Consider the following 22,564-nt stretch of genomic DNA (forward strand, 5'->3'; position numbering starts at 1 on the left):
GTCGCTCGCCCGCCATCGCACCATCTTCAGCCCCGCCGGATCACGCCCCTCAAGGCCCGGCAGGCGCACGCAGAGCCACACCACAGGAGAGACTCCATGACCGAACCTTCCCGCATCCTTCGCAGCACCGCCGCATGGCTGGCCGCCGCCGCCGCACTGGCGGTGCCGGCCGCGCATGCCGACTATCTCTGGCTGCAGCAGGACGCAGGACAGGCCCGGGCCTATGCCGGAGAGCTGCGCAAGCCGCTGGAACAGCTGCCGGCCCTGGAAGACGCCAGGCAGGTCCTGCCCGACGGCAAGAGCCTTCCCCTGAAGGCCGACGCCAATCATTTCACCGCGGACGCAGGCCAGGGCGATGTGCGCATCGCCGCCACGCGCCCCGGCGCCAATGGCGTGCTGACCTACTACCAGGCCCGTTTCGGCCGCAACGACACCAAGGCCGTGAACGACCTGGAGCTGGTGCCCACCACGGCGGGCGGCGATACGTTCCAGCTGGTGTTCAAGGGCCGCAAGGTCGCGGCCAGCCAGGTCAACGTGCAGACCAGCGAGGGCTGGTACCGCACGCTCGCGCCATCGCAGGACGGCACGGTGAGCTTCAAGCCCTACTTCCCGGGCCTGTACGTGCTGGAGGTGACGGCGCGCGTGGACAACGGCTCGGTCACGCTGGATGGCAAGAAGTACACCGACGTGCGCCACACCACGACGCTGAGCTTCGAAGTCAAGCCCTGAGCGCCGGGCGCGGCAGCCCGCGCCTCACTCCACGACCGTGAGCTTGGCAATGGACAGCGCCAGCCACTTCGTGCCGTGGCGCCCAAAGCTGACCTGGGCGCGCGCGTCGTCGCCCGTGCCTTCCAGGGCCAGCACCTTGCCTTCGCCGAACTTGTTGTGGAACACGTTCAGGCCCACGCGCAGGCCGTGGCCCGGAGCAGCCTTTTGCGGCGGCACGGGCGGGCTGGCGAAGACCTCGCTGCGCCAGCCTTCGGCCTTGTTGCCGAAGCCGCCGCGATCGCGTGAACCATAGCTGCCACCACCGCCGCCACCGGGGCGGGGCGCGTAGCTGCCAAAGCCGCCCTGCTTGGGGGTGATCCACTTGAGCGCCTCATCGGGCAGCTCGTCGAAGAAGCGGCTCTTGACGTTGTAGCGCGTCTGCCCGTGCAGCATGCGCGTCTGCGAATGGCTCAGGTACAGGCGCTTGCGCGCGCGGGTGATGGCCACATAGGCCAGGCGGCGTTCTTCCTCCAGGCCGCCGCGGTCCATCATGGCGTTCTCATGCGGGAACAGGCCCTCTTCCACGCCGCCGATGAAGACGGCGTCGAACTCCAGCCCCTTGGAGGCATGCACGGTCATCAGTTGCACGGCGTCCTGGCCGGCCTGGGCCTGGTTGTCGCCAGCCTCCAGCGCCGCGTGCGTCAGGAAGGCGGCCAGCGGCGACAGTGTCTCGCCGGTATCGGCATCAACCATGCCGGCCACGGTGCCGGCCGGCGGCGTGAGCGGCGTGTCCAGCAGCGGCAGCGCAGGGTCCAGGCCCTGGCTGGCGGGGCTTTGCGTCAGTGCCCTGGCGCCGTCGTGCTCGTCCAGCGGCAGGGCCACGGCGTCGCGGCCAAAGCCTTCCTGGGTGACAAAGCTCTCGGCCGCGTTCACGAGTTCCTGCAGGTTCTCGATGCGGTCGGCGCCTTCCTTTTCGTTGCGGTAGTGCTCGAGCAGGCCGCTTTCTTCCTCGATGGCCTCGATGATCTCGCGCAGCGTGCGGCCCTGGGTCTGCTCGCGCAGCACGTCGATCTTGGCGACAAAGCCTGCGAGCTTGGTGCCCGGCGCGCCCGGCACCGCCGAGACGGCATCGTGCAGCGAGCAGCCCGCGCTGCGCGCCGCGTCCTGCAGCGTCTCCACGCTGCGCGCGCCGATGCCGCGCGGCGGGAAGTTCACCACGCGCAGAAAGCTGGTGTCGTCGTGCGGGTTCTCCAGCAGGCGCAGGTAGGCCAGCGCATGCTTGATTTCGGCGCGCTCGAAAAAGCGCAGCCCGCCGTACACGCGGTAGGGAATGGCGGCATTGAACAGCTGCGACTCGATCACCCGGCTTTGCGCATTGCTGCGGTAGAGCACGGCGATTTCCTGGCGCTGCCAGCCGTCCTTTTTCACGAGCTGCTGGATTTCCTCGACCATCCACTGCGCCTCGGCCATGTCCGTGGGCGCCTCGTAGATGCGCACGGGCTCGCCCGGGCCCTGGGTGGTGCGCAGGTTCTTGCCCAGGCGCTGGCTGTTGTGGCTGATGAGCGCGTTGGCGCAGTCCAGGATGTTGCTGTAGGAGCGGTAGTTCTGCTCCAGCTTGATCTGCTGGCGCACGTCGAACTCGCGCACGAAGTCCTGCATGTTGCCCACGCGCGCACCGCGAAAGGCGTAGATGCTCTGGTCGTCGTCGCCCACGGCGATCACGCTGCCCGTGGCCTGCAGGCGGCCATCCACCATGTCGCCCGCCAGCTGCTTGAGCCACTGGTACTGCAGCTTGTTGGTGTCCTGGAACTCGTCGACCATGATGTGGCGAAAGCGCCGCTGGTAGTGGGCGCGCAGCGCGGCATCGTCGCGCAGCAGCTCGTAGGAGCGCAGCATCAGCTCGCCGAAATCGACCACGCTCTCGCGCTGGCACTGCTCCTCGTAGAGCTGGTAGATCTCGACCTTCTTGCGCGTGTCCGGGTCATTGGCCACCACGTCGCCGGGGCGCATGCCCTCTTCCTTGCAGCCGGCAATGAAGTACTGCAGCTGCTTGGGCGGGAAGCGCTCGTCGTCCACGTTGAACTGCTTGCACAGGCGCTTGACGGCCGACAGCTGGTCCTGCGTGTCCAGGATCTGGAAGGTGGACGACAGCTTTGCCGCCTGGTGGTGGGCGCGCAGCAGCCGGTTGCACAGGCCGTGGAAGGTGCCGATCCACATGCCGCGCACGTTGTAGGGCAGCATGGCCGACAGGCGGGCCAGCATTTCCTTGGCCGCCTTGTTGGTGAAGGTCACGGCCAGGATGGAGCCCGGCGTGGCCTGGCCCGTCTGCAGCAGCCAGGCGATGCGCGTGGTCAGCACCCGCGTCTTGCCCGAGCCCGCACCTGCCAGGATCAGCGCGTGGCCGGCCGGAAGCGTGACGGCAGCAAGCTGCTCTTCGTTGAGGTTGGCCAGCAAAGGGGAGTTGGAGGCGGGTGCGGCACCGGAGGCGCCGTCGAGCAGATCGATCGGGAACATCCCGGCATTGTAGAAAGCACCTTGCCCCCCAGGGAAACCGATGCCGCATTTCCCGCAATCTGCCCGCAATCGGCACGCGCAGCGCGCCCTTGCAGGTTCATAACGCCATCCCTATAACCGCTATATCGACAGGGTGCCCAGGCCCGTCGCCGGCAACGTATAGAATCAATCACCGGGCCCAAGTTTCTTGCGGTCCGGTTTTTTGTGCCCGGGCCACAGCCGCCCTGGCGACGCGGCCCGCCCGCGCCGCCCGCAAGACCGGCCTCCAAGCCAAGCGCCCCATCGCGGAGGGATGTTCCTGCCGCGACCTTTCATGGAGCTTGGAATCAAATGGAAATCTTCGACTACGACAACATCCTGCTGCTGCCGCGCAAGTGCCGCGTGGAAAGCCGCTCGGAGTGTGATGCCAGCGTGGAGCTGGGCGGTCGGTCCTTCCGCATCCCGGCCGTGCCGGCCAACATGAAGACGGTGGTGGATGAGAGCATCTGCACCTGGCTGGCCCAGAACGGCTACTTCTACGTGATGCACCGCTTTGACCTGGACAACGTGCAGTTCGTGCGCGAGATGCAGGGCAAGGGCTGCTTCGCCTCCATTTCGCTGGGCGTCAAGAAGCCCGACTACGACACCGTGGACCGCTTCGTCGCCGAAGGCCTGTGCCCCGAATACATCACCATCGACATCGCCCACGGCCATGCCGACAGCGTGAAGAACATGATCGGCTACCTCAAGGAAAAGCTGCCCAGGTCCTTCGTGATCGCCGGCAACGTGGGCACGCCCGAAGCCGTGATCGACCTGGAGAACTGGGGCGCTGACGCCACCAAGGTCGGCATCGGCCCCGGCAAGGTCTGCATCACCAAGCTCAAGACGGGCTTTGGCACGGGTGGCTGGCAGCTGTCGGCGCTCAAGTGGTGCGCGCGCGTGGCGACCAAGCCCATCATTGCCGATGGCGGCATCCGCAGCCACGGCGACATCGCCAAGAGCGTGCGCTTTGGCGCCACCATGGTGATGATCGGCTCGCTGTTCGCGGGCCACGAGGAATCGCCGGGCCAGACCGTCGAGGAAAACGGCCAACGCTTCAAGGAGTACTACGGCTCGGCCTCGGACTTCAACAAGGGCGAGTACAAGCACGTGGAGGGCAAGCGCATCCTCGAGCCCGTCAAGGGCCTTCTGGCCAACACCCTGATCGAGATGGAGCAGGACGTGCAAAGCTCGATCAGCTACTCCGGCGGCAAGAAGCTGATGGACATCCGCAAGGTCAACTACGTGATCCTGGGCGGTGACAACGCAGGCGAACATCTGCTGATGTAAGCGCGCTGCGCGCCAGCACCCCAAAGGCGGCCTCGGCCGCCTTTTTTGCGGCTGCGCACCGGGTGGCACGCGGGCCCGGCTCAGCGCCACCATGCCATGAACTAAAAATTTGCCGCGTCTTCCTGCAAGCGCACAAAAAATGCCGCATAATTGCGGTCTCGTTTGCAGCGCAGACTTGTTTTTGGGGCTCTTAGCTCAGCTGGTAGAGCAGCGGACTCTTAATCCGTTGGTCGAGTGTTCGAATCACTCAGGGCCCACCAAAAATTCCTTTTCAGCCTGGATTCATCCAGGCTGATTCCTTCGGAATACCCGAGGGGGCTCTTAGCTCAGCTGGTAGAGCAGCGGACTCTTAATCCGTTGGTCGAGTGTTCGAATCACTCAGGGCCCACCAAGAATTTTTTTGCCTGATCTCATCAGGCATCCACGCAGAAATACGTGGGCTCTTAGCTCAGCTGGTAGAGCAGCGGACTCTTAATCCGTTGGTCGAGTGTTCGAATCACTCAGGGCCCACCACCAATACCCAGAACAAGGCACTCGGCGCGACAGCGCTCAGTGCCTTTTCTTGTTGTATTCCATCAGCACAGACATATTGCTGCTGCCAGCCTTGGCCACCCACTCCCGGCCAAAGCGCTCCCCCACCAAATCCAGCATGCGGCGCAGGTCCGCCGATGGCGCGGTGACGGACATCTTGTTGTCGACAAGAACCTTCTTGCCCAGCTCATCGGCCTGCTGGGCCAGCGCCCAGCCTTCTTTCTCGGCCAGCACGGCGGCACGGCTGATGGCCTGGCGTTCCGGCTCGGCAAAGCCCTTCCAGGCAAGTTCGCTGACGCACAACATGTTCTTGGGAATCCAGGCCTTGATGTCCAGAAACACCTTCATGGTCTTCCAAGCCTGGCTGTCGACGCCGGTGGCACTGGATGAAACCATGGCGTCAATACCTCCCTGCTCCAGCACCATGCCAAGATCACCGGCCGCGAGCACCACCGGCTGCGCTCCCCAGAGTTCCGCCAGCCGCTTGGTCGCATCGCTTTGCACACGCAGCCTGAGCCCCTTGAGATCCACGATGCTGTTGACCGGGCGCCGGCAGAACAGGCCCTGCGCCGGCCAGGGCACGGCAAACAGCAGGCGCACACCCTGCTGAGCCAGCAAAAATTCCTGCAGCACGGGACGGGTCAGTTGCCACAGGCGCGCGGCCTCGTCAAAGCCGCGCACTATGAAAGGCAGCGAGTCCATGCCCAGCAGCGGATGCATATCCACATAGGACGACATGAGAACTTCGCCGAACTGGATTTCATTGCGCTTGAGCGCTGGAAGCACCTGCGCCATTGGCTTGAGCGCAGAGTTGGACACCACATCGATCTCCAGCGCCTGCTGGGTATCGGCATGCACGCGCGCCGCGAAGTTGCGCAGGTTCTGCGTGTGGAAGATGCCATCGCCATAGGCCGCCGAGAGCTGCAGTCGGTGGCCCTTGGACCAGGCAGCGCCGGCAGTCAGTTGCAACGCAGCCGGAGCCAGAGCCGATATCAACGTGCGGCGAGAAACAGTCATGAAAGATCCTTGGCGAAAGCGCCCAGAACCATGCGATCCACCCCACGGCGGACCTGTGCATGCTGGCGCAAAAGATAAATTCTATCGATATTTATATCATTTAGATACAAACTATCAATCTATTCCATCGCCCAGGTCATTCGCCAAGCCATCCGTCACACCGGATTCCAGCCAAGCCGCTACAGTGTCACCCTGCCGCAGGCGCAAGGGCGCGCGGCCCTTTTCTGCGCCTGCGGTCTCCCGCAACGCACAACCGCCTCGCCTGCATGCCACAAAATGTTTCCCCGCTCTGGCAGGGCCCGCGCTGGGCCCTGGCCGTCCTGCTTGCCATCCTGGGCATGCTGGGGCCGTTCTCGATCGATACCTATATCCCCGCCTTCTCCGGCATCGCCCAGGCCCTGAACGCCACGCCGCTGCAGATGCAGCAGACGCTGTCGGCCTATCTGTTCGGCTTTGCCTTCATGAACCTTTTCCACGGCGCCATGGCCGACAGCTTTGGCCGCCGGCCCGTGGTGCTGTGGGGGCTGGCCGTATTCACGCTGGCATCGGCGGGCTGTGCGCTGTCGCAGAACATCACGCAGCTGGTGCTGTTTCGCGCGTTGCAGGGCCTGTCCACGGGTGCCGGCATCGTGGTGTCGCGCGCCGTGGTGCGCGACCTGTTTCCACCCGCCCAGGCCCAGCGCGTGATGGCGCAGATCACCATCTTCTTTGGCATCGCGCCAGCCCTGGCCCCTGTGATGGGCGGCTGGCTGTTCATACACCTGGGCTGGGCGGCAGTGTTCTGGTTCCTGACCCTGGTGGGCGTGCTGCTGTGGGGTATCAACTGGCGATTCCTGCCGGAATCCCTGCCACAGGCGCAGCGCCAGCCCTTCCGCTTCAAGCCTCTGATGCACGGCTACAAGGAGCTGTGCAGCGATCCGCGCTTTGTGCTGCTGGCCTTTGCCAGCGGCGTGCCGTTCAACGGCATGTTTCTGTATGTGCTGTCGGCGCCCGCCTTCCTGGGCGACCTGCTGCACCTGCAGCCGCAGCAGTTCTTCTGGTTCTTCGTGATCTCGATCTCGGGAATCATGGGCGGCGCATGGGTGAGCGGCCGGCTGGCCGGGCGCATTCCGCCCAAGCACCAGATCCGCCATGGCTTTCTGATCATGTTCGTCGTGTCCATCATCAACCTGGTCGCCAACCTGATCTGGCCCGCCCACGTGAGCTGGGCGCTGATTCCCGTGGGGGTGTTCGCCTTCGGCTGGGCCATGATGGTGCCCGTGGTCACGCTGCTGGTGCTGGACATCCACCCGGAGCGGCGCGGCCTGGCCTCATCGCTGCAGGCGGTGGTCGGCTCCACGGCCAATGGCATCGTGGCCGGCATGATTGCACCGCTGGTGATGCATTCGACCGTACTGCTGGCCCTGGGCTCGATCAGCATGATGCTGATCGGGCTGGCGTCCTGGATCTACCTGCACCACCGCTGGCCCGAAATCGGGCGGCACGCCTCGGAGGCGTGACAGGCACTGCGGTGCAAGACCGCTAAGCGCGGCCCGCGCGGCGGTCCAGCATTCTTTCCTTGTAGTAGCGCGCCTTTTCGGCATACATGGCCTGGTCGGCGCGCGAGACGGTGGCCTCGACCTGGCTGCCCGAATCGCAGCAGGCCACGCCCATGGACAGGCTGACCGCCTGGCCCGGATAGAACTGGTTGTTGAGCTCCAGCAGCGAGAGGATGCGCTCCTTGACCGCCTCGGCGCCGCGCTCGTCCGAAGCCGGTAAAAGCACCATGAATTCGTCGCCGCCTATGCGCGCCGCGCAGGCAGGCGCATCCACGGCCTTGGTCAGCACTTCGCCCACGCGGCGCAGCATGTCGTCGCCTGCGGCATGGCCATGCTCGTCATTGGCCTCCTTGAGGCCATTCATGTCGATGGCAATCACCGCCAGCGGCCAGGGCCCCTTGCGTGCCAGGCGATTGAGTTCCTCGATATAGAAGGCGCGATTGCGCAACTGGGTCAGCACATCGTGCTTGCCCAGGTATTCGAGGTAGGCCTCGGCCTTCTTGCGCGCCGTGATGTCCACCAGCGACAGCAGCACCAGCCCCCAGTCATCGGCATGGCCATCGAGCACGGCCAGCTGCATGTGGATGTGCAGAGCGTCGCCTGACAGGGCGTAGTTCACCACTTCGCGGTGCTGCACGAGCTTGCCGCTCCAAAGGTCCTGCAACTGATCGGCAAAGGAGTCGATCATCTCGTCACGGAAGATGCGGCCCAGCCGGCTCAGCAGTTGCAGCTTGTCGGTGGCGCCGAACATGCGCAGCGTCTGGCGGTTCACGTCCACGACGCGAATCTCCTGCATGCAGCGCGAGACGAATTCCGGGTGCACCTTGAGGAAGGTGGCGAAGTCGCTGATGCCCTGGGCGCGCACGTCGTCGAGCAGGCGCTTGATGGCGCTGAAATCCTCGACCCACAGCGACACGGGCGAGTACTCGAACAGGTCGCGCGAGTACTGTTCGCTGCGGTGCAGCTGGCGCGCGCTGCGCATCTCGGCCGTCACGTCTTCCAGCGACACCAGCACGCAGTCCCAAAGCGCTTCATGACCGGGCAGGATGCGGCCACGGATCTGCACATCGAGCCGCCGCCCGTCCAGCGTGTAGTTGGCGGTGCGGTTGGCAAAGCTCAGAGAGCCCTGCCACAGATCCTCCAGCTCGCAGGCCAGGCCGGCGTGCATGTCATCGCGGAACACCCGGCCCAGGCTGGCAAGAAAGGTCTGCTGGTCACTGGCGCCGAACAGGTCCAGCGTGCGCTGGTTGACGCGCACCACCTTGAGCGCCGCGCTGCACTGCTGCAGCGCCTGGGGGTGGGCCAGAAAATGCGCCTGCAGATCGGTCACGCCCTGTGCACGCCACTGGTCGAGCAGCTGCTTGAGCGCGCTGTAGTCCTCCAGCCATAGCGAGACGGGGGCCAGTTCGAACATGTGTTCAAAATCCACACTGGACGCGATCAAAGACTCCACAGGGCACCTCCGCGCCGCGATTATGGCAGTCACAGAGCCCGCCAGACAGCAGGTTCTGCACCATCAAGGACAGGCCGCACCACGCGAGGACGCAGATGGCCGAAAAAAAACCGGCCCCGAAGGGCCGGTCTGCATGCAATGCCGAGATCGATCAGCGCACGACGCGCTTGCGATCACCGCCCTGGGGCGAGTAAGGCTTGGGAGCGCTCTTGCCGAAGGCAGGACGGCGCTCGCCGCCGCCGAAGCCGCCACGGGATTCGCCACCGCCAAAGCCGCGCGACTCGCCGGATGCACCACGGAAGCCGCCTTCGCGGGGAGCGCCGTCACGGCGATCGCCGCCACGCGCAGCGCCACGGTCGCCGCTGAAGCCACGGCCTTCACCGCCACGGCCAAAGCCGCCTTCGCGCGGGGCCTGGCTGTAGCCGCCTTCACGCGGAGCCTGGCTGTAGCCGCCTTCGCGCTGACCTTGGCCCTGGCCGAAGCCGCCTTCGCGCTGGCCACCGCCGAAGCCACCGAAGCCAGCCTTGCGGCCATAGCCTTCGGAATCACGGCGTGCGCCGAAGCCACGATCGCCACCGCGATCACCGAAGCTGCGCTCGCGATCGCCGCCAAAGCCACGATCACCACCGAAACCGCCACGGCCACCGCCGCCGGCACCACGGCGATCGCCGCCACGGCTTTCAAAACCACCGCCGCCACGACGGCCGCCACGGCCTTCGTTGCTGCTGGGTGCGCGCTGTGCGGGCTCCAGGCCAGGAATCACTTCGGCCTTGAATTGCTGGCGGCTGTAGGCCTCGATATCGAAAATGCGACGACGGTCACGGAACTCCGCGAACGTGACGGCCACACCTTCGCGACCGGCACGGCCCGTGCGGCCGATACGGTGGGTGTAGTCCTCTGCCTTCATGGGCAGGCCGTAGTTGAAGACGTGGGTGATGGTGGGCACGTCAATGCCGCGTGCCGCCACATCGGTAGCCACCAGCACCTGCACCTGACCGCTGCGCAGCGCCATCAGGCGGCGGTTGCGCAGGCCCTGGCTCAGAGCGCCGTGCAGTGCCACGGCCGAGAAGCCGTCCTGCTGCAGGTCGTTGGCCAGGCCGTCGCACTCGACCTGGGTCGATGCGAAGACGATGGCCTGGTTGATCGTGGTGTCGCGCAGCCAGTGGTCCAGCAGCTTGCGCTTGTGCTGGGAGTTGTCGGCCCAGAACAGCACCTGCTTGATGCTGGCGTGCTTTTCCTGAGGCGTGTCGATGGTGACCTTCTTCACGCCGGAGCCGCCGTCATGCATCACGCGCATGGCCAGTTGCTGGATGCGGGGCGCGAAGGTGGCGCTGAACATCATGGTCTGCTTGCGCTGTGCCGTCAGGTCGTTGACTTCGGCCAGATCGTCCGAGAAGCCCAGGTCCAGCATGCGGTCGGCTTCGTCCACCACCAGGAACTGCACCTGGTCGAGCTTGATCTGCATCGAGCGCTGCAGGTCCAGCAGACGGCCGGGAGTGGCCACCACGAGGTTGGCGTTCTGCAGCTTGGCGATCTGCAGCTGGTAGGGCATGCCGCCCACCACGTTGGCGATGCGGATGCCGCGGCAGTGCTTGACCAGCTCGATGGCGTCATGCGCCACCTGCTGTGCCAGCTCGCGCGTGGGGCACAGGATCAGGGCGCCGGGAACGGCTGCCTTGAAGTTGCGGGGATTCGTGGGGTCCTTGCGCTTGTTGCGCTTGGGGGTGGGCTGGCCGCTGGCCGTTGCTTCGGCGCACTGGCGGTCATATTCGGCGCGGATGGCGGCTTCTTCGTCAGCCTTTTGCTGGATCAGCGTGTGCAGCACGGGCAGCAGGAAGGCAGCGGTCTTGCCCGAGCCGGTCTGGCTGGACACCATCAGGTCGATGAAGGCCTGGTCATCGCTGCCCATGGCCAGGGGAATGGCTTGCGCCTGCACGGCCGTGGGCTGGGTGTAGCCCAGATCGGCAACGGCACGGACCAGCTCTTCAGCCAGGCCCAGCTCGATGAAGGCATTGGGCAGTTCGGGGGCTGCTTCAACATCCTCGGCGCCTTCGGCGATTTCCACGACTTCGGCGGCGGCCAGGGATTCGGCGGCCTGCTCGGCGCTGGCAACGGCGGCGTTCAGCACGGAAGATGCTTCAGCGGCGGAAGCAAAAGAGGAATCGGCAGCGGCAATGATGCCCTGCTCTTGAGAGATATCGTTCATGAATGGCTCTAACGAAAAGCACGCGCAGTCAGCGATCTGGCACGCTTTTCTCGACGGTTGGGTCAACATCCACCGTCAGACTTAACCGGCCCTTCGCAAAAGGGCGGATGGGCATTTTCGGCTGGTCCGAAACCGGTGGTCCCGCCATCCATGAAAGCCTTCATGGTGGTCTATGGACACCGACCGCAGACACACAGCGCAGGGGCCCTTGTGTGATGGAGATGTGCAAATTGCCCCTTGTTGATGGGGGCAAGCTGGAGATTGTCGCACTCCCCGGGTTTTCCCGCAAGCCCCTGGCACAAAAAATGGCCTGGGCCGCCAGATTCAGACACTCAGCAGGCGCGCACGGTAGTGCGCCAGCTCATCGATGGACTCGTGCACATCGGCCAGTGCGGTGTGGCGCTGGGCCTTCTTGAAGGAGGCATAGGCGTCGGGCTTCCAGCGCCTGGCCAGTTCCTTGAGGGTGCTGACATCGACATTGCGGTAATGGAAGAAGTTGTTGAGCTTGGGCATGTAGCGCTCCATGAAGCGCCTGTCCTGCCCGATGCTGTTGCCGCACAGAGGGGCCTTGCCCTTGGGAACGTACTGCGAGAGGAACTTGATCAACGCAGCCTCCGCATCGGCCTCGCTGGTGGTCGATGCCTTGACGCGATCGATCAGGCCGCTCCTGCCATGCGTGCCCTTGTTCCAGGCATCCATGCCATCGAGCAGCGCATCTGCCTGATGGATGGCAAATACCGGCCCTTCGATGCGAATGGCCAGGTCCGGACTGGTGACGACCACGGCGATCTCGATGATGCGATCGGTATCGGGCTGCAGCCCGGTCATCTCGCAGTCGAGCCAGACGAGGTTGAGATCGGATTTGGCCAGGATGATGGACGTGCCGGGTTCGGCGGGGACGGGAATGCAAGCGCTGGCGGCTTCGGAGGCTTCGGACATGGCCCAAATTGTCGCCTACACTGCGGCCACATGGCCTTCAACCCCGATTTTTCCTCGACGCTGTCCCTGCTGTTTGCCGCAGCCGTGCTCGCCCAGTGGCTGCTGCGCGCCTGGCTGGCCTCGCGCCAGGTCCGCCATGTGGCCCGCCATCGGGCCGAGGTGCCTGAGGCCTTTGCGCAACGCATCAGCCTCGCGGCCCATCAAAAGGCCGCCGACTACACGCTGGCCAAGGCCCGCATCGCCCTGATCGAGATGACGCTGGGCGCCGTGGTGCTGCTCGCATGGACACTGCTGGGCGGGCTCGACGCACTCAACCAGTGGCTGCTGGAACTGATGGGCGCCGGCCTGTGGCAGCAACTGGCACTGCTGGCCGGCTTTGCCCTGATCTCCGGGCTGGTGGAGCTGCCGCTGTCGCTCTACCAGACCTTTGTGCTGGAGCAGCGCTTTGGATTCAACCAGATGACGCTGCGGCTGTGGCTGACCGATGCCATCAAGTCCACCGCCATGGGCGCGGCCATCGGCCTTCCCCTGGCGGCTCTGATCCTGTGGCTCATGGGCTCGGCCGGCGACCTGTGGTGGCTGTGGGCCTGGGCCGTGTGGACGGCGTTCAACCTGCTGCTGATGTGGATCTTTCCGACCTTCATCGCACCGCTGTTCAACAAGTTCGAACCGCTGGCCGAAGGCACTCTCAAGGAGCGCGTGAGCGCACTGATGCAGCGCTGCGGCTTCACGGCCAAAGGCCTGTTCGTGATGGATGGCAGCCGCCGCTCGGCCCATGCCAATGCCTATTTCACGGGCTTCGGCCATTCCAAGCGCGTGGTGTTCTTCGACACCTTGCTCAAGCAGCTCGACGCCGACGAGGTGGAGGCCGTGCTCGCGCACGAGCTGGGCCACTTCAAGCACCGCCACATCCTCAAGCGCATGCTGCTGATGTTCGCCGCCAGCCTGGCCGGCTTCGCACTGCTGGGCTGGCTGTCGCAGCAGCTGTGGTTCTACCTGGGCCTGGGCGTGCGCCCCGGCCTGGACCTTGCGCTGGGCCATGGCGGAATAGGCGCCGGCAACGAGGCCGTGGCACTGCTGCTGTTCCTGCTGGCCGTGCCGGTGTTCAGCTTCTTTGTCACCCCGCTGTTCTCGGCCCTGTCGCGCCGCGACGAATTCGAAGCCGATGCCTATGCCATGCAACAGGCCAGCGGCGCCCATCTGGCCTCGGCACTGCTCAAGCTGTACGAGGACAATGCTTCAACGCTCACGCCCGATCCCTGGTACGTGGGCTTTTACTACTCGCATCCGCCCGCCCTCGCCCGGCTGGCGCGCATGCCTTCTCCGACCTGACCCTTTCACATCCACCATGAGCACACAACGCTTGCAACAACAGGACTGGTCCACGCAGCAGCGCCGCGCGCTGACGCCGGACGAATTGCGCACCGCACTGGCGGCCCTGCCGGGCTGGCAGCTCGATGGCGATGCCATCGCCAAGAGCTACGCCTTTGCCAATTACTACGAGACCATGGCCTTCGTGAACGCGCTGGCCCTGATCGCCCACCAGCAGGACCACCACCCCGATCTGACCGTGAGCTACGGCCGTTGCGGTGTGCGCCTGAACACGCATGACGTGAACGGCATCTCGTCCACCGACATCGAGTGCGCCCGCCGCATCGATGCGCTGCTGGAGCATCCATGAATCCCACCCCGGCATCCCATGGCTGAGCGCTCCGCATTGCGAGAAGGCCTGGTCGTCTCCAGCCATGGCCGCCACTGCGTGGTCGAGACCGAAGAAGGCGCACGCCACATCTGCCATCCGCGCGGCAAGAAGAGCCAGACCGTGGTCGGCGACCGCGTGCGCTGGCAATTGCCACCCGCCGGCCAGGGCGAGGAAGGCACCATAGAGAAGGTGCTGGAACGGCGCAACCTGTTCTACCGCCAGGACGAGGTACGCACCAAGTCCTTTGCGGCCAACATCGACCAGGTGCTGATCCTGATCGCGGCCGAGCCGGTGTTCTCCGAAAGCCAGCTGGCCCGTGCCCTCATCACCGCCGAAGCCACCCACATCAAGCCCCTGATCGCCCTGAACAAGCGTGACCTGGCCGAGCCCTTCGCCGATGCCTGGGAGCGCCTGAAGCCCTATCGCGAGATGTACCTGGGCCAGGAAACGCCGCACTACGAGGTGCTGTCGCTGTCGCTGGCCAACGAAGGCGAGGCCGACCGGCAGTTGCTGATGCAACACCTCAAGGGCAAGGCCACCTTGGTCCTGGGCCCGTCCGGCTCGGGCAAAAGCACCTTGATCAACCTGCTGGTGCCCGGCGCACGCGCGGCCACCAACGAGATCTCGCAGGCGCTGAACTCCGGCAAGCACACGACCACCACGACCAGCTGGTACTGGATGGACGAAGAGCGCACCACGGCGCTGATCGACTCACCGGGCTTCCAGGAATTCGGCCTGCGCCACATAGAGCCCACGGACCTGCCCCGCTGCATGCCCGACATCGGCGCCCACGCGCAGGAATGCAAGTTCTACAACTGCACCCACCTGCACGAGCCGGGATGCGCCGTCATGCCACGCGTGGAAGACGAGGAAACCGGAATGGATGCCGACCACGACATCAGCGCCAACCGCTACTACATCTACGCCGAGCTGTTCGATGAATTGAGCCAGGCGCAGAAGTACTGACCTCCTCAAAACAACGACCCGGCTGCATCAGGAAGGGCGGGCTGCTGCCTGGCAAGACAGGCAGGGCTCGCCTTCTGCGGCGCAGCGATCAGCCCAGCAAACGCGCCAGCGACAGCAGGGCCAGCAGCAGCAGCCAGACCACGACCGAACGCCAGACCAGGCCGACCACGCTGCGCAGATGGCCGATCTCGGGCTCGCGGCCGGGCGTGGCTTCGCTGTCCACATCGAGATCGATCTCCTCGCCGTCGTCGCGGGTCACCGAGATGCCTTCGCGGCGCTTGAGTGCCTCGCCGCCCAGGCGCACGTTGATGGCACCCGAGGTGGCGGCCAGGATCACGCCATCGTTGTCGTTGGGAAAGCGCTGGGCGTGGAAGCGCCAGCCTTCGATGGCTTCCTCGAAGCTGCCGACCACGGCAAAGGACAGCGCCGTCAACCGTGCAGGCAACCAGTCGATCACGGTCCAGGCCAGCCGGGAGGTATGCTGCAACTGGGGACTGACCTGGGTGCCGCCCACCAGGCCCTTGCGCGACCAGGAGCGCGACAGGTGCTCGGTCATGCGGTAGAACACGGCGCCGAGCGGACCCAGCCCCAGCGCTGCCAGCGCAGAGAACCAGAACAGAACGCCAAACACATGGCGATGCGCGGCCAGCACCGAGTACTCGATCACATGGCGCACGACCTCGCTGCGCGGCACCTCGCTGGCATCGACCTGCTGCCAGTGAGCCAGCGCCTCGCGCGCGGCATACTCATCGCCTGCATCCAGCGCATCGCGGATGCGTGTGAAGTGGTGGCTGAACTGGCGAAAGCCCAGCGTCACATAGAGCACGGCCACATTCCAGACCATGGCCAGCGGCCAGCCCACGCCCCACAGCAGCAGCAGGTAGATGCCCGTCACCAGCACGCAGGGCAATGCCACCGCCACGGTCCAGGCCAGCCAGCCATGGTGCGCCTGGCCGGCATCGAAGTTGCGGCGCACCGAAACCGTCCAGGCTCTGTAGCCTGTGTGCACAAGATTGGCCGGCGTCAACGGGCGCGCCTGCTCGATCAGCAAGGCGATCAGAATGGCAAAGAAACTCATCCGGCCATCATACTGGCGCATGCAGACAGGTCAGTGACCCCGGGGTGGCACGGCCCGCGATCCGGGCATCAGGCCGACAGGAATCGGTAAAGATTTCGCAGCATGCCGGCCGTGGCGCCCCAGATGTAGCGCTGGCGATCACCATCCTGGTAGGGCATTGCAAACCATTCGCGCGGCACGCCGTTCCAGACCATGGAGTGGCGCTCATGGTTGGCAGGATCGAGCAGGAAGGCCAGCGGCACCTCGAACACATCCGCCACCTCGTAGGGATTGGGATTGAGGTGCGCCCGGGGATCGACCAGGGCCACCACCGGCGTGATCAGGAAGGCCGTGCCCGTGATGTAGATGGGCAGCGTGCCCAGCACTTGCACATCGCTGGCGGCCAGTCCGACTTCCTCATGCGCCTCGCGCAGGGCCGTGGCCTGGGCAGAGGCATCCTCCGGATCGCGCTTGCCGCCCGGAAATGCCACCTGCCCCGAATGCGTGGACAGGTGGGCCGTGCGCTCGGTCAGCAGCACCGTGGGTTCGGGGCGCATCACGATGGGCACGAGCACGGCGGCATCGGTGGGCTGGCGATCGCTGAAGCGCTTCTCGCGCACCACCTCGGGAGCCCACTGGGGCGGCAGCGCAAAGCGCTGGCGCAGGGCCTCGGGCGTGCGGGCTTCGGGGGGCACGGCAGGCAGGTGGCTGTCCTTGCCAATCAGTTGCGCCATGCGCGGGTCGGCGATCGACGGCACGGCTGCGGGCACTGGCCCGCCGGTCGGCACGGGAATGGCGGTATCGGGCAGAGAGGACACGAATGAAGGCTTGTGATGGGCAACGGCCGGACAACAAAAAAGCCGCTACAGGCGACTGTAGCGGCTTTCCAGCTGTGACGCAGGTGCTTAGGCTTCGGCAGAAACCTTGACACGCGACGGCAGCTTTTCCTTGATGCGGGCCGACTTGCCGCTGCGCTCGCGCAGGTAGTACAGCTTGGCACGACGCACATCACCGCGACGCTTGACTTCGATGCCGGCGATCAGGGGCGAGTAGGTCTGGAACGTACGCTCCACGCCTTCACCGCTGGAGATCTTGCGCACGGTGAAGCCGCTGTTCAGGCCACGGTTGCGCTTGGCGATCACCACGCCTTCGTAAGCCTGCACGCGCTTGCGGCTGCCTTCGACCACGTTCACGCTCACGATGACGGTGTCACCGGGGGCGAACTGGGGGATGGTCTTGTTCAGACGGGCGATTTCCTCTTGCTCGAGGATCTGGATCAGATTCATGGTCAACATCCAATCGATCTTGTCCGCGCCAGGATTGGCAAGCGCCGGGATTGGCGCCATGGCTGCTTTGTTCGTAGCAGCGGCCGGATAGAGGATCGAAGAATCGCGGATTATAGCCCGGAGACGTTTTTTGCCAAAAACCCCTCGTCCTTGGCGTTGAGCAGGCCCTGGGCGCGCGCCTGCTCTATCAGCTCGGGCCGGTGCCTGGCCGTGATGGACAGGCGCTGGTCGCGGCGCCAGCGCTCGATCTGCGCGTGGTGGCCGGACAACAGTGGCGCCGGCACTTCCCGCCCTTCCCAGACTTCGGGGCGGGTGTAGTGCGGGCAATCGAGCAGGCCATCGAGCGCCGGATTGAAGCTGTCCTGCTGGAAACTGCCTTCGTCATTGAGCACGCCGGGCTGCAGCCGCGCGACGGCATCCAGCAGGGCCATGGCAGCGATCTCGCCGCCAGAAAGCACGAAGTCGCCCAGGCTCAACTGGTGCGTGACATGGGTATCGATGAAGCGCTGGTCCAGGCCCTCGTAGCGGCCGCACAGCAAGATTGCGCCCTGCCCCTGCGCCCACTCGGCCACCACGGCATGGCGCAGCGTGGTGCCGATCGGCGAGAACAGCACCACGGGAGCCGGCTCGGGCTCGCCGGCCTCGCGGCGCGCCTGCCGGGCCGCCTCCAGGCAACGCTGCAGCGGCTCGGCCATCATCACCATGCCCGGACCGCCGCCAAAGGGGCGATCGTCCACGCGCCGGTAGTTGCCCTGGGCATGGTCGCGCGGATTCCACAGGTGCACGCCGACCTGGCCCGAGGCATAGGCACGGCGCGTGACGCCGCTTTCAAGAAACGGCGTGAACAGCTCAGGGAACAGCGTGATGATGTCGAAGCGCATGGAGGTCGGCGATCAATAGTCGGGCTGCCAGTCGGCAACGATGGTCTTGCCCGGCAGATCCACCTTGTCCACATAGGCATCGACAAAAGGAATCATGCGCTCGCGCTCCTTGCCATCCTCTTCATAGGCCAGCACCAGCACGGTCTGCGGGCCGGTGGACAGCAGGTCGCGGACGACGCCCAGGACCACGCCCTCGCGGTTGACCACGGACAGGCCCAGCAGATCGACCCAGTAATACTCGCCATCTTCGGGCTGCGGGAAATCGCTGCGCGCCACGAAGATGCGCGCGCCACGCAGGGCCTCGGCGGTATTGCGGTCGTTCACGACAGGCGAGGTGGCGACGACGGAATCGGAGTGGACGCGCGCCTGCTTGACCGGCAGCAGCACCGTACCGGTGAACTGCCGCGCACCCTTCTCGGGGGGCTGCAGATACCACTGCTTTGCGGTGAACAGGGCCTCGGGGTCGGCACTGAAGGCGGCCACCTTGAACCAGCCCTTGATGCCCCAGGCATCGGCGATGCGCCCGACCTCCACGGCATCGGCGGGCAGGACGCTGGCTTCGAGTTCAGGCATGTGGCTCATGGCAGTCGGTAGGCAGTAGATGGACAGTCAATGCAGATCGTTGCAGATCCGTGCAAGGCGATCCGGAGGGGAAAACAAAAACGGGCTCCGTCAGACAAGCCAACGGAACCCGATTTCAGAAGGGATGCTGAATTAGGCAGCAGTCTTCTGGGTGGCCTGCTTGATCAGGCGCTCTGCGGTCTCGGAAGCCTGCGCGCCAACGCCCTTCCAGTAGTTCACGCGGTCCAGAGCAACGCGCAGACCCTCTTCGCCGCCACGGGCGTTGGGGTTGTAGAAGCCCAGGCGTTCGATGAACGAACCATCGCGGCGCACGCGCTTGTCGGCGGCAACGATGTTGTAGAAAGGACGGGCCTTGGAACCGCCGCGAGAGAGTCGAATGACGACCATGATTTTCCTTCGGGTGGGCGCAGCCACCACACAATTAACTAGACAATGAATGGCTGCACATGTTTTGCGGCGTTTGAGACACGCGACATGGCCACCCGGCCAGCGACACGCCGTAAAACCAGCGATTATATCCAACTTCCCTTTCCATGCCTACCATTCGCTCAAGCCTGGACGGCGATCTCGCCGCCATCACCTCCATTTACCGCCACCACGTGCTGCACGGCACGGGCACGTTCGAGACCGATCCCCCTGCCGAATCGGACATGGCAACGCGCCGCGCGGACGTGCTGGCCAAGGGCCTGCCCTATCTGGTCGCCGTGGACGAACAGGGCCAGGTGCTGGGCTTCGCCTATGCCAACTGGTTCAAGCCGCGCCCGGCCTATCGCTTCTCCGCCGAGGATTCCATCTACGTGCATGACGCGGCGCGCGGCCAGGGCTTGGGCCGCCTGCTGCTCGATGCGCTGTCGCGCGAATGCGAGGCGGCCGGCGTGCGCAAGCTGCTGGCGGTGATCGGTGACTCGGCCAATGCCGGCTCCATCGGCGTGCACCGCGCCGCAGGCTTCACCCCGGCGGGCACGCTGAGCTCCATGGGATGGAAGTTCGGCCGCTGGCTGGACATCGTTCTCATGGAGAAGACCCTGGGAGACGGCAACCGCAGTTCGCCCGAATAATGGGCGCATGAACCGACCCAGCACGCCTTTGCCTCAGCCCGCTCAAGCACAGCAGGGGGCTGCGCGCTCCAAAAGCAAGACCCTGACGACCTGGCTGGCCTTCGTCGGCGGGCCGCTGGGGCTGCACCGCTTCTATCTGCATGGCTTCGGCGACTGGCTGGGCTGGCTGCTGCCCGTGCCCACGGCGCTGGGCGTGTACGGCATCGAGCGCGTCCAGCAACTGGGGCAGGACGACCAGCTCAGCTGGCTGCTGATTCCGCTGCTGGGCTTCACCATCGCCGGCTGCGCGCTGCGCGCCATCCTCTACGGGCTGACCGACACCGAAGCCTGGAACCGGCGCCACAACCCCGGCATTGACGTGCAGGCGCAGGCCGGGCGCACGGGCTGGTCAACCATCTTTGCCATTGCGCTGTCCCTGATGCTGGGTGCCGCCGTGCTCATGGCCAGCATTGCCTACAGCTTCCAGCACTACTTCGAGCACCAGGTGGAGGAAGCGCGCAAGATTTCCCAGTGATGCGCAATGCCTCTCCCAAAAAGAAAGACCGCCATTGGCGGTCTTTCTTTTTGGCGATGGCTCTGGCTCAGTACAGCTGGAGGCTGATCCAGTAGGCAATCGATGCCACGAAGGCGCTGGCAGGAATCGTCAGCACCCAGGCCCAGACGATGTTGCCTGCCACGCCCCAGCGCACGGCGCTGGCACGCTGGGTGGAGCCCACGCCGACGATGGCGCCCGTGATGGTGTGCGTGGTCGAGACCGGCACGCCCAGGAAGGTCGCGAAGAACAGCGTCAGCGCGCCGCCGCTTTCTGCGCAGAAGCCTCCCACGGGCTTGAGCTTGGTGATCTTCTGGCCCATGGTCTTGACGATGCGCCATCCGCCGAACATGGTGCCCAGGCCGATGGCCAGGTAGCAGCTGACGATGGTCCACAGCGGCGGCTCCGCGTCGCCGGCATTGGCATAGCCGGTGGCGATCAGCAGCAGCCAGATGATGCCGATGGTCTTTTGCGCATCATTGCCGCCGTGGCCCAGGCTGTAGGCGCCGGCGGAGACCAGCTGCAGCCGGCGGAACCAGCGGTCCACCCGGTTGGGAGCGGCGCGGCGGCAGATCCAGGCCACCAGCACCATCATCAGCGAGCCCAGCAGGTAGCCCAGCAGCGGCGAGACGAAGATGAAGGCCACGGTCTTCCAGATGCCGCTGGCGATCAGTGCGCCCGCGCCGGCCTTGGCGATCACGGCGCCCACGATGCCGCCGATCAGCGCATGCGAGGAGCTGCTGGGGATGCCGTAGTGCCAGGTGATCACGTTCCAGGCAATGGCGCCGACCAGGGCGCCGAAGACCACGTGCGTGTCCACGATGCCGGGCTGGACGATCCCCTTGCCCACGGTGGCCGCCACGCTGAGGTGGAAGACAAAGACCGCCACCACGTTGAAGAAGGCCGCGAAGGCCACGGCCTGCGTGGGCTTGAGCACGCCCGTGGAGACCACGGTGGCGATCGAGTTGGCAGCATCGTGGAAGCCGTTCATGAAGTCGAACAGCAAGGCCAGCACCACCAGCAGGATCACGACCCACAGGGCCGCTTGTACGGATTCCATAACGAAACGACTCCGCGAGGGCTCAGGAATTCTCGAGGACGATGCCCTCGATCAGGTTGGCCACGTCCTCGCAGCGGTCGGTCACCGTCTCCAGCAGCTCGTAGATGGCCTTGAGCTTGATGACTTCGCGCACATCGGGCTCTTCGCGGAACAGCTTGCTCATGGCCGAGCGCATCACGCGGTCGGCGTCCGATTCGAGGCGGTCGATTTCCTCGCAGGTCTTCATCGCCGCGTCCACCACCGATGGATCGGAGATGCGCGACAGCAGCTTGACCGCATCGCGCAGCCGCTCGCAGCAGCGCACGCACAGGTCGGTCAGGCGCGTGATCTCATCCGTCATGTGGCGCACGTCGTACAGCGCCATGGTCTCGGCCGAGTCCTGGATCAGGTCGGCCACGTCGTCCATGGTGTTGATCAGCGAATGGATGTGCTCGCGGTCCAGCGGCGTGATGAAGGTCTTGTGCAGCGCCTTGGTGACGTCATGCGTCACGCGGTCGGCGGCACGCTCGGCGTTGTTCACGTCCTCGTTGTATTTCTCGCGAAGATGAGGATCGTTGTAGTTGGCGACAAGCTGCGAGAAGGCATGCGCGGCATCGACGATGCGGTCGGCATGCTGGTTGAACATCTCGAAGAAATTGCCTTCGCGTGGCAATAGTTTGCCAAAAAGCATGAATGCTCCTTACCGGGAAAAGTGGGAACCAGGCGACTCACTGCGTCACATTGCGGATGCTTGGCATGGCTTCCCGGCTTGAACGGGGCGAAGTGTACTCTTGAGTCCCAAGCGCGTTTTTGCGCGCCGGCGCGCCGCCTTGTCAGCCGCTGCGAAAAATAAAATACACCGCGCCCACCATGCACAGGCCGGCCCACAGGAAGTCCCATTTGAGGGGCTGGTTCAGGTAGAGCACGGCAAAAGGCGCGAACACCGACAGCGTGATCACCTCCTGGATGATCTTGAGCTGCGCCACGCTGAACTGCGTGTGGCCTATGCGGTTGGCGGGCACCTGCAGCAGGTACTCGAACAGCGCAATGCCCCAGCTGACAAGGGCTGCCACGTACCAGGGCGACGAGGCGTGGTTCTTCAGGTGCCCATACCAGGCAAACGTCATGAAGACATTGCTCATGGCCAGCAGGACCACGGTCTGCAGCCCGACGGGGATGTGTTGGAGCCAGTTCATGTGAGGTGCGCCCGGGTGCTGGAAGGCCTGAATTATCGCGCCCGCAGCGCC

General features: G+C 65.0%; 22 protein-coding genes and 3 tRNA genes. 11 read left to right on the top strand and 14 right to left on the bottom strand.

All coding sequences use genetic code 11. The annotated features are described in order from the left end of the window. Window positions 1–96 precede the first annotated feature (96 nt). Window positions 97–729 carry a hypothetical protein gene (locus DACI_RS26940; RefSeq protein WP_012207128.1) on the top strand — a complete coding sequence of 211 codons (633 nt, stop codon included), beginning with the start codon at window positions 97–99 and terminating at the stop codon, window positions 727–729. Window positions 730–753: 24 nt separating this feature from the next. Here DACI_RS26940 and DACI_RS26945 read toward each other — a convergent pair whose 3' ends face one another. Continuing rightward, window positions 754–3,222, bottom strand: a complete 2,469-nt coding sequence (locus tag DACI_RS26945) for a UvrD-helicase domain-containing protein (protein ID WP_012207129.1) — start codon at window positions 3,220–3,222, stop codon at window positions 754–756. A gap of 330 nt (window positions 3,223–3,552) precedes the next feature. On the opposite strand from DACI_RS26945, the gene DACI_RS26950 reads away from it, so the two are divergent. The 4 genes from DACI_RS26950 to DACI_RS26965 all read left to right on the top strand — a co-directional run bounded on the left by DACI_RS26950 (window position 3,553) and on the right by DACI_RS26965 (window position 5,043). Beyond that, a complete protein-coding gene (locus tag DACI_RS26950; protein ID WP_012207130.1) occupies window positions 3,553–4,530 on the top strand; it encodes a GMP reductase in 978 nt (325 codons plus the stop codon). 184 nt (window positions 4,531–4,714) lie between these two features. Next, window positions 4,715–4,790, top strand: a tRNA-Lys gene (locus tag DACI_RS26955). A 55-nt stretch (window positions 4,791–4,845) separates the two neighbouring features. Next, window positions 4,846–4,921 (top strand) — tRNA-Lys (locus DACI_RS26960). Window positions 4,922–4,967: 46 nt separating this feature from the next. Further along, window positions 4,968–5,043, top strand: a tRNA-Lys gene (locus tag DACI_RS26965). A gap of 36 nt (window positions 5,044–5,079) precedes the next feature. On the opposite strand, the gene DACI_RS26970 is transcribed toward DACI_RS26965, so the two are convergent. Further along, entirely contained in the window at window positions 5,080–6,078 is a 999-nt protein-coding gene (locus DACI_RS26970) for a TRAP transporter substrate-binding protein (protein ID WP_012207131.1), read from the bottom strand. Window positions 6,079–6,344: 266 nt separating this feature from the next. Between DACI_RS26970 and DACI_RS26975 the strand changes: the two genes are divergently transcribed. Then, on the top strand, window positions 6,345–7,577 hold the full coding sequence (locus tag DACI_RS26975) for a multidrug effflux MFS transporter (protein WP_012207132.1): 1,233 nt from the start codon (window positions 6,345–6,347) through the stop codon (window positions 7,575–7,577). 22 nt (window positions 7,578–7,599) lie between these two features. Here the strand turns inward: DACI_RS26975 and DACI_RS26980 are convergent, their stop codons facing one another. The 3 genes from DACI_RS26980 to orn form a co-directional block, all read right to left on the bottom strand. Continuing rightward, the gene (locus DACI_RS26980; protein WP_012207133.1) at window positions 7,600–9,069 is read right to left on the bottom strand and encodes a sensor domain-containing diguanylate cyclase; all 1,470 of its coding nucleotides are present in this window, start codon (window positions 9,067–9,069) and stop codon (window positions 7,600–7,602) included. A gap of 151 nt (window positions 9,070–9,220) precedes the next feature. Next, window positions 9,221–11,275 carry a DEAD/DEAH box helicase gene (locus DACI_RS26985; RefSeq protein WP_043782744.1) on the bottom strand — a complete coding sequence of 685 codons (2,055 nt, stop codon included), beginning with the start codon at window positions 11,273–11,275 and terminating at the stop codon, window positions 9,221–9,223. Between the two features lie 324 nt (window positions 11,276–11,599). After that, window positions 11,600–12,214, bottom strand: coding sequence for an oligoribonuclease (gene orn / locus DACI_RS26990; protein WP_043782748.1), 615 nt, complete (start codon window positions 12,212–12,214; stop codon window positions 11,600–11,602). A 30-nt stretch (window positions 12,215–12,244) separates the two neighbouring features. Here orn and DACI_RS26995 point away from each other — a divergent pair, with 30 nt between their 5' ends. The 3 genes from DACI_RS26995 to rsgA are packed head-to-tail and all read left to right on the top strand — an operon-like array spanning window position 12,245 to window position 14,882. Further along, window positions 12,245–13,546: a M48 family metallopeptidase gene (locus DACI_RS26995; RefSeq protein WP_043782752.1), complete on the top strand. Its 1,302-nt coding sequence runs from the start codon at window positions 12,245–12,247 to the stop codon at window positions 13,544–13,546. Window positions 13,547–13,562: 16 nt separating this feature from the next. Then, window positions 13,563–13,895 (top strand): 4a-hydroxytetrahydrobiopterin dehydratase, encoded by a 333-nt coding sequence (locus tag DACI_RS27000; RefSeq protein WP_043782756.1) that lies wholly within the window; start codon window positions 13,563–13,565, stop codon window positions 13,893–13,895. A gap of 18 nt (window positions 13,896–13,913) precedes the next feature. Further along, window positions 13,914–14,882, top strand: a complete 969-nt coding sequence (gene rsgA, locus DACI_RS27005; RefSeq protein ID WP_012207137.1) for a ribosome small subunit-dependent GTPase A — start codon at window positions 13,914–13,916, stop codon at window positions 14,880–14,882. A gap of 88 nt (window positions 14,883–14,970) precedes the next feature. Here rsgA and DACI_RS27010 read toward each other — a convergent pair whose 3' ends face one another. From DACI_RS27010 to rpsP, 6 genes are all read right to left on the bottom strand, one after another. Further along, window positions 14,971–15,960: a CobD/CbiB family protein gene (locus tag DACI_RS27010; protein WP_034398910.1), complete on the bottom strand. Its 990-nt coding sequence runs from the start codon at window positions 15,958–15,960 to the stop codon at window positions 14,971–14,973. A 68-nt stretch (window positions 15,961–16,028) separates the two neighbouring features. Next, the gene (locus DACI_RS27015) at window positions 16,029–16,757 is read right to left on the bottom strand and encodes a CoA pyrophosphatase (RefSeq protein ID WP_012207139.1); all 729 of its coding nucleotides are present in this window, start codon (window positions 16,755–16,757) and stop codon (window positions 16,029–16,031) included. An 87-nt stretch (window positions 16,758–16,844) separates the two neighbouring features. Continuing rightward, on the bottom strand, window positions 16,845–17,225 hold the full coding sequence (gene rplS / locus DACI_RS27020) for a 50S ribosomal protein L19 (RefSeq protein ID WP_013800930.1): 381 nt from the start codon (window positions 17,223–17,225) through the stop codon (window positions 16,845–16,847). A 110-nt stretch (window positions 17,226–17,335) separates the two neighbouring features. Next, on the bottom strand, window positions 17,336–18,106 hold the full coding sequence (trmD, locus tag DACI_RS27025) for a tRNA (guanosine(37)-N1)-methyltransferase TrmD (RefSeq protein WP_012207141.1): 771 nt from the start codon (window positions 18,104–18,106) through the stop codon (window positions 17,336–17,338). Between the two features lie 12 nt (window positions 18,107–18,118). After that, window positions 18,119–18,688: a ribosome maturation factor RimM gene (gene rimM, locus DACI_RS27030; protein WP_012207142.1), complete on the bottom strand. Its 570-nt coding sequence runs from the start codon at window positions 18,686–18,688 to the stop codon at window positions 18,119–18,121. 132 nt (window positions 18,689–18,820) lie between these two features. Continuing rightward, a complete protein-coding gene (gene rpsP / locus DACI_RS27035; RefSeq protein WP_012207143.1) occupies window positions 18,821–19,075 on the bottom strand; it encodes a 30S ribosomal protein S16 in 255 nt (84 codons plus the stop codon). Window positions 19,076–19,221: 146 nt separating this feature from the next. On the opposite strand from rpsP, the gene DACI_RS27040 reads away from it, so the two are divergent. Together DACI_RS27040 and DACI_RS27045 are read left to right on the top strand one after the other, a co-directional pair. Then, the gene (locus DACI_RS27040; protein ID WP_012207144.1) at window positions 19,222–19,746 is read left to right on the top strand and encodes a GNAT family N-acetyltransferase; all 525 of its coding nucleotides are present in this window, start codon (window positions 19,222–19,224) and stop codon (window positions 19,744–19,746) included. A gap of 7 nt (window positions 19,747–19,753) precedes the next feature. Continuing rightward, window positions 19,754–20,260 carry an NINE protein gene (locus DACI_RS27045; protein WP_012207145.1) on the top strand — a complete coding sequence of 169 codons (507 nt, stop codon included), beginning with the start codon at window positions 19,754–19,756 and terminating at the stop codon, window positions 20,258–20,260. 67 nt (window positions 20,261–20,327) lie between these two features. Here DACI_RS27045 and DACI_RS27050 read toward each other — a convergent pair whose 3' ends face one another. The 3 genes from DACI_RS27050 to DACI_RS27060 all read right to left on the bottom strand — a co-directional run bounded on the left by DACI_RS27050 (window position 20,328) and on the right by DACI_RS27060 (window position 22,513). After that, window positions 20,328–21,338: an inorganic phosphate transporter gene (locus DACI_RS27050; RefSeq protein WP_012207146.1), complete on the bottom strand. Its 1,011-nt coding sequence runs from the start codon at window positions 21,336–21,338 to the stop codon at window positions 20,328–20,330. A gap of 22 nt (window positions 21,339–21,360) precedes the next feature. Further along, on the bottom strand, window positions 21,361–22,008 hold the full coding sequence (locus DACI_RS27055; RefSeq protein WP_012207147.1) for a DUF47 domain-containing protein: 648 nt from the start codon (window positions 22,006–22,008) through the stop codon (window positions 21,361–21,363). 142 nt (window positions 22,009–22,150) lie between these two features. Next, window positions 22,151–22,513 carry a DMT family protein gene (locus DACI_RS27060; RefSeq protein ID WP_012207148.1) on the bottom strand — a complete coding sequence of 121 codons (363 nt, stop codon included), beginning with the start codon at window positions 22,511–22,513 and terminating at the stop codon, window positions 22,151–22,153. Window positions 22,514–22,564 lie beyond the last annotated feature (51 nt).

The sequence above is a fragment of the Delftia acidovorans SPH-1 genome (assembly GCF_000018665.1).
In the GTDB taxonomy this organism is placed as follows: Bacteria; Pseudomonadota; Gammaproteobacteria; order Burkholderiales; family Burkholderiaceae_C; genus Comamonas; species Comamonas acidovorans.

Coding starts and splice junctions, on each gene's coding strand:
- DACI_RS26940 (WP_012207128.1), top strand. CDS start 97: ATGACCGAACCTTCCCGCATCCTTCGCAGCACCGCCGCATGGCTGGCC.
- DACI_RS26945 (WP_012207129.1), bottom strand. CDS start 3,222: ATGTTCCCGATCGATCTGCTCGACGGCGCCTCCGGTGCCGCACCCGCC.
- DACI_RS26950 (WP_012207130.1), top strand. CDS start 3,553: ATGGAAATCTTCGACTACGACAACATCCTGCTGCTGCCGCGCAAGTGC.
- DACI_RS26970 (WP_012207131.1), bottom strand. CDS start 6,078: ATGACTGTTTCTCGCCGCACGTTGATATCGGCTCTGGCTCCGGCTGCG.
- DACI_RS26975 (WP_012207132.1), top strand. CDS start 6,345: ATGCCACAAAATGTTTCCCCGCTCTGGCAGGGCCCGCGCTGGGCCCTG.
- DACI_RS26985 (WP_043782744.1), bottom strand. CDS start 11,275: ATGAACGATATCTCTCAAGAGCAGGGCATCATTGCCGCTGCCGATTCC.
- orn (WP_043782748.1), bottom strand. CDS start 12,214: ATGTCCGAAGCCTCCGAAGCCGCCAGCGCTTGCATTCCCGTCCCCGCC.
- DACI_RS26995 (WP_043782752.1), top strand. CDS start 12,245: ATGGCCTTCAACCCCGATTTTTCCTCGACGCTGTCCCTGCTGTTTGCC.
- DACI_RS27000 (WP_043782756.1), top strand. CDS start 13,563: ATGAGCACACAACGCTTGCAACAACAGGACTGGTCCACGCAGCAGCGC.
- rsgA (WP_012207137.1), top strand. CDS start 13,914: ATGGCTGAGCGCTCCGCATTGCGAGAAGGCCTGGTCGTCTCCAGCCAT.
- DACI_RS27010 (WP_034398910.1), bottom strand. CDS start 15,960: ATGAGTTTCTTTGCCATTCTGATCGCCTTGCTGATCGAGCAGGCGCGC.
- rplS (WP_013800930.1), bottom strand. CDS start 17,225: ATGAATCTGATCCAGATCCTCGAGCAAGAGGAAATCGCCCGTCTGAAC.
- trmD (WP_012207141.1), bottom strand. CDS start 18,106: ATGCGCTTCGACATCATCACGCTGTTCCCTGAGCTGTTCACGCCGTTT.
- rimM (WP_012207142.1), bottom strand. CDS start 18,688: ATGAGCCACATGCCTGAACTCGAAGCCAGCGTCCTGCCCGCCGATGCC.
- rpsP (WP_012207143.1), bottom strand. CDS start 19,075: ATGGTCGTCATTCGACTCTCTCGCGGCGGTTCCAAGGCCCGTCCTTTC.
- DACI_RS27040 (WP_012207144.1), top strand. CDS start 19,222: ATGCCTACCATTCGCTCAAGCCTGGACGGCGATCTCGCCGCCATCACC.
- DACI_RS27045 (WP_012207145.1), top strand. CDS start 19,754: ATGAACCGACCCAGCACGCCTTTGCCTCAGCCCGCTCAAGCACAGCAG.
- DACI_RS27050 (WP_012207146.1), bottom strand. CDS start 21,338: ATGGAATCCGTACAAGCGGCCCTGTGGGTCGTGATCCTGCTGGTGGTG.
- DACI_RS27055 (WP_012207147.1), bottom strand. CDS start 22,008: ATGCTTTTTGGCAAACTATTGCCACGCGAAGGCAATTTCTTCGAGATG.
- DACI_RS27060 (WP_012207148.1), bottom strand. CDS start 22,513: ATGAACTGGCTCCAACACATCCCCGTCGGGCTGCAGACCGTGGTCCTG.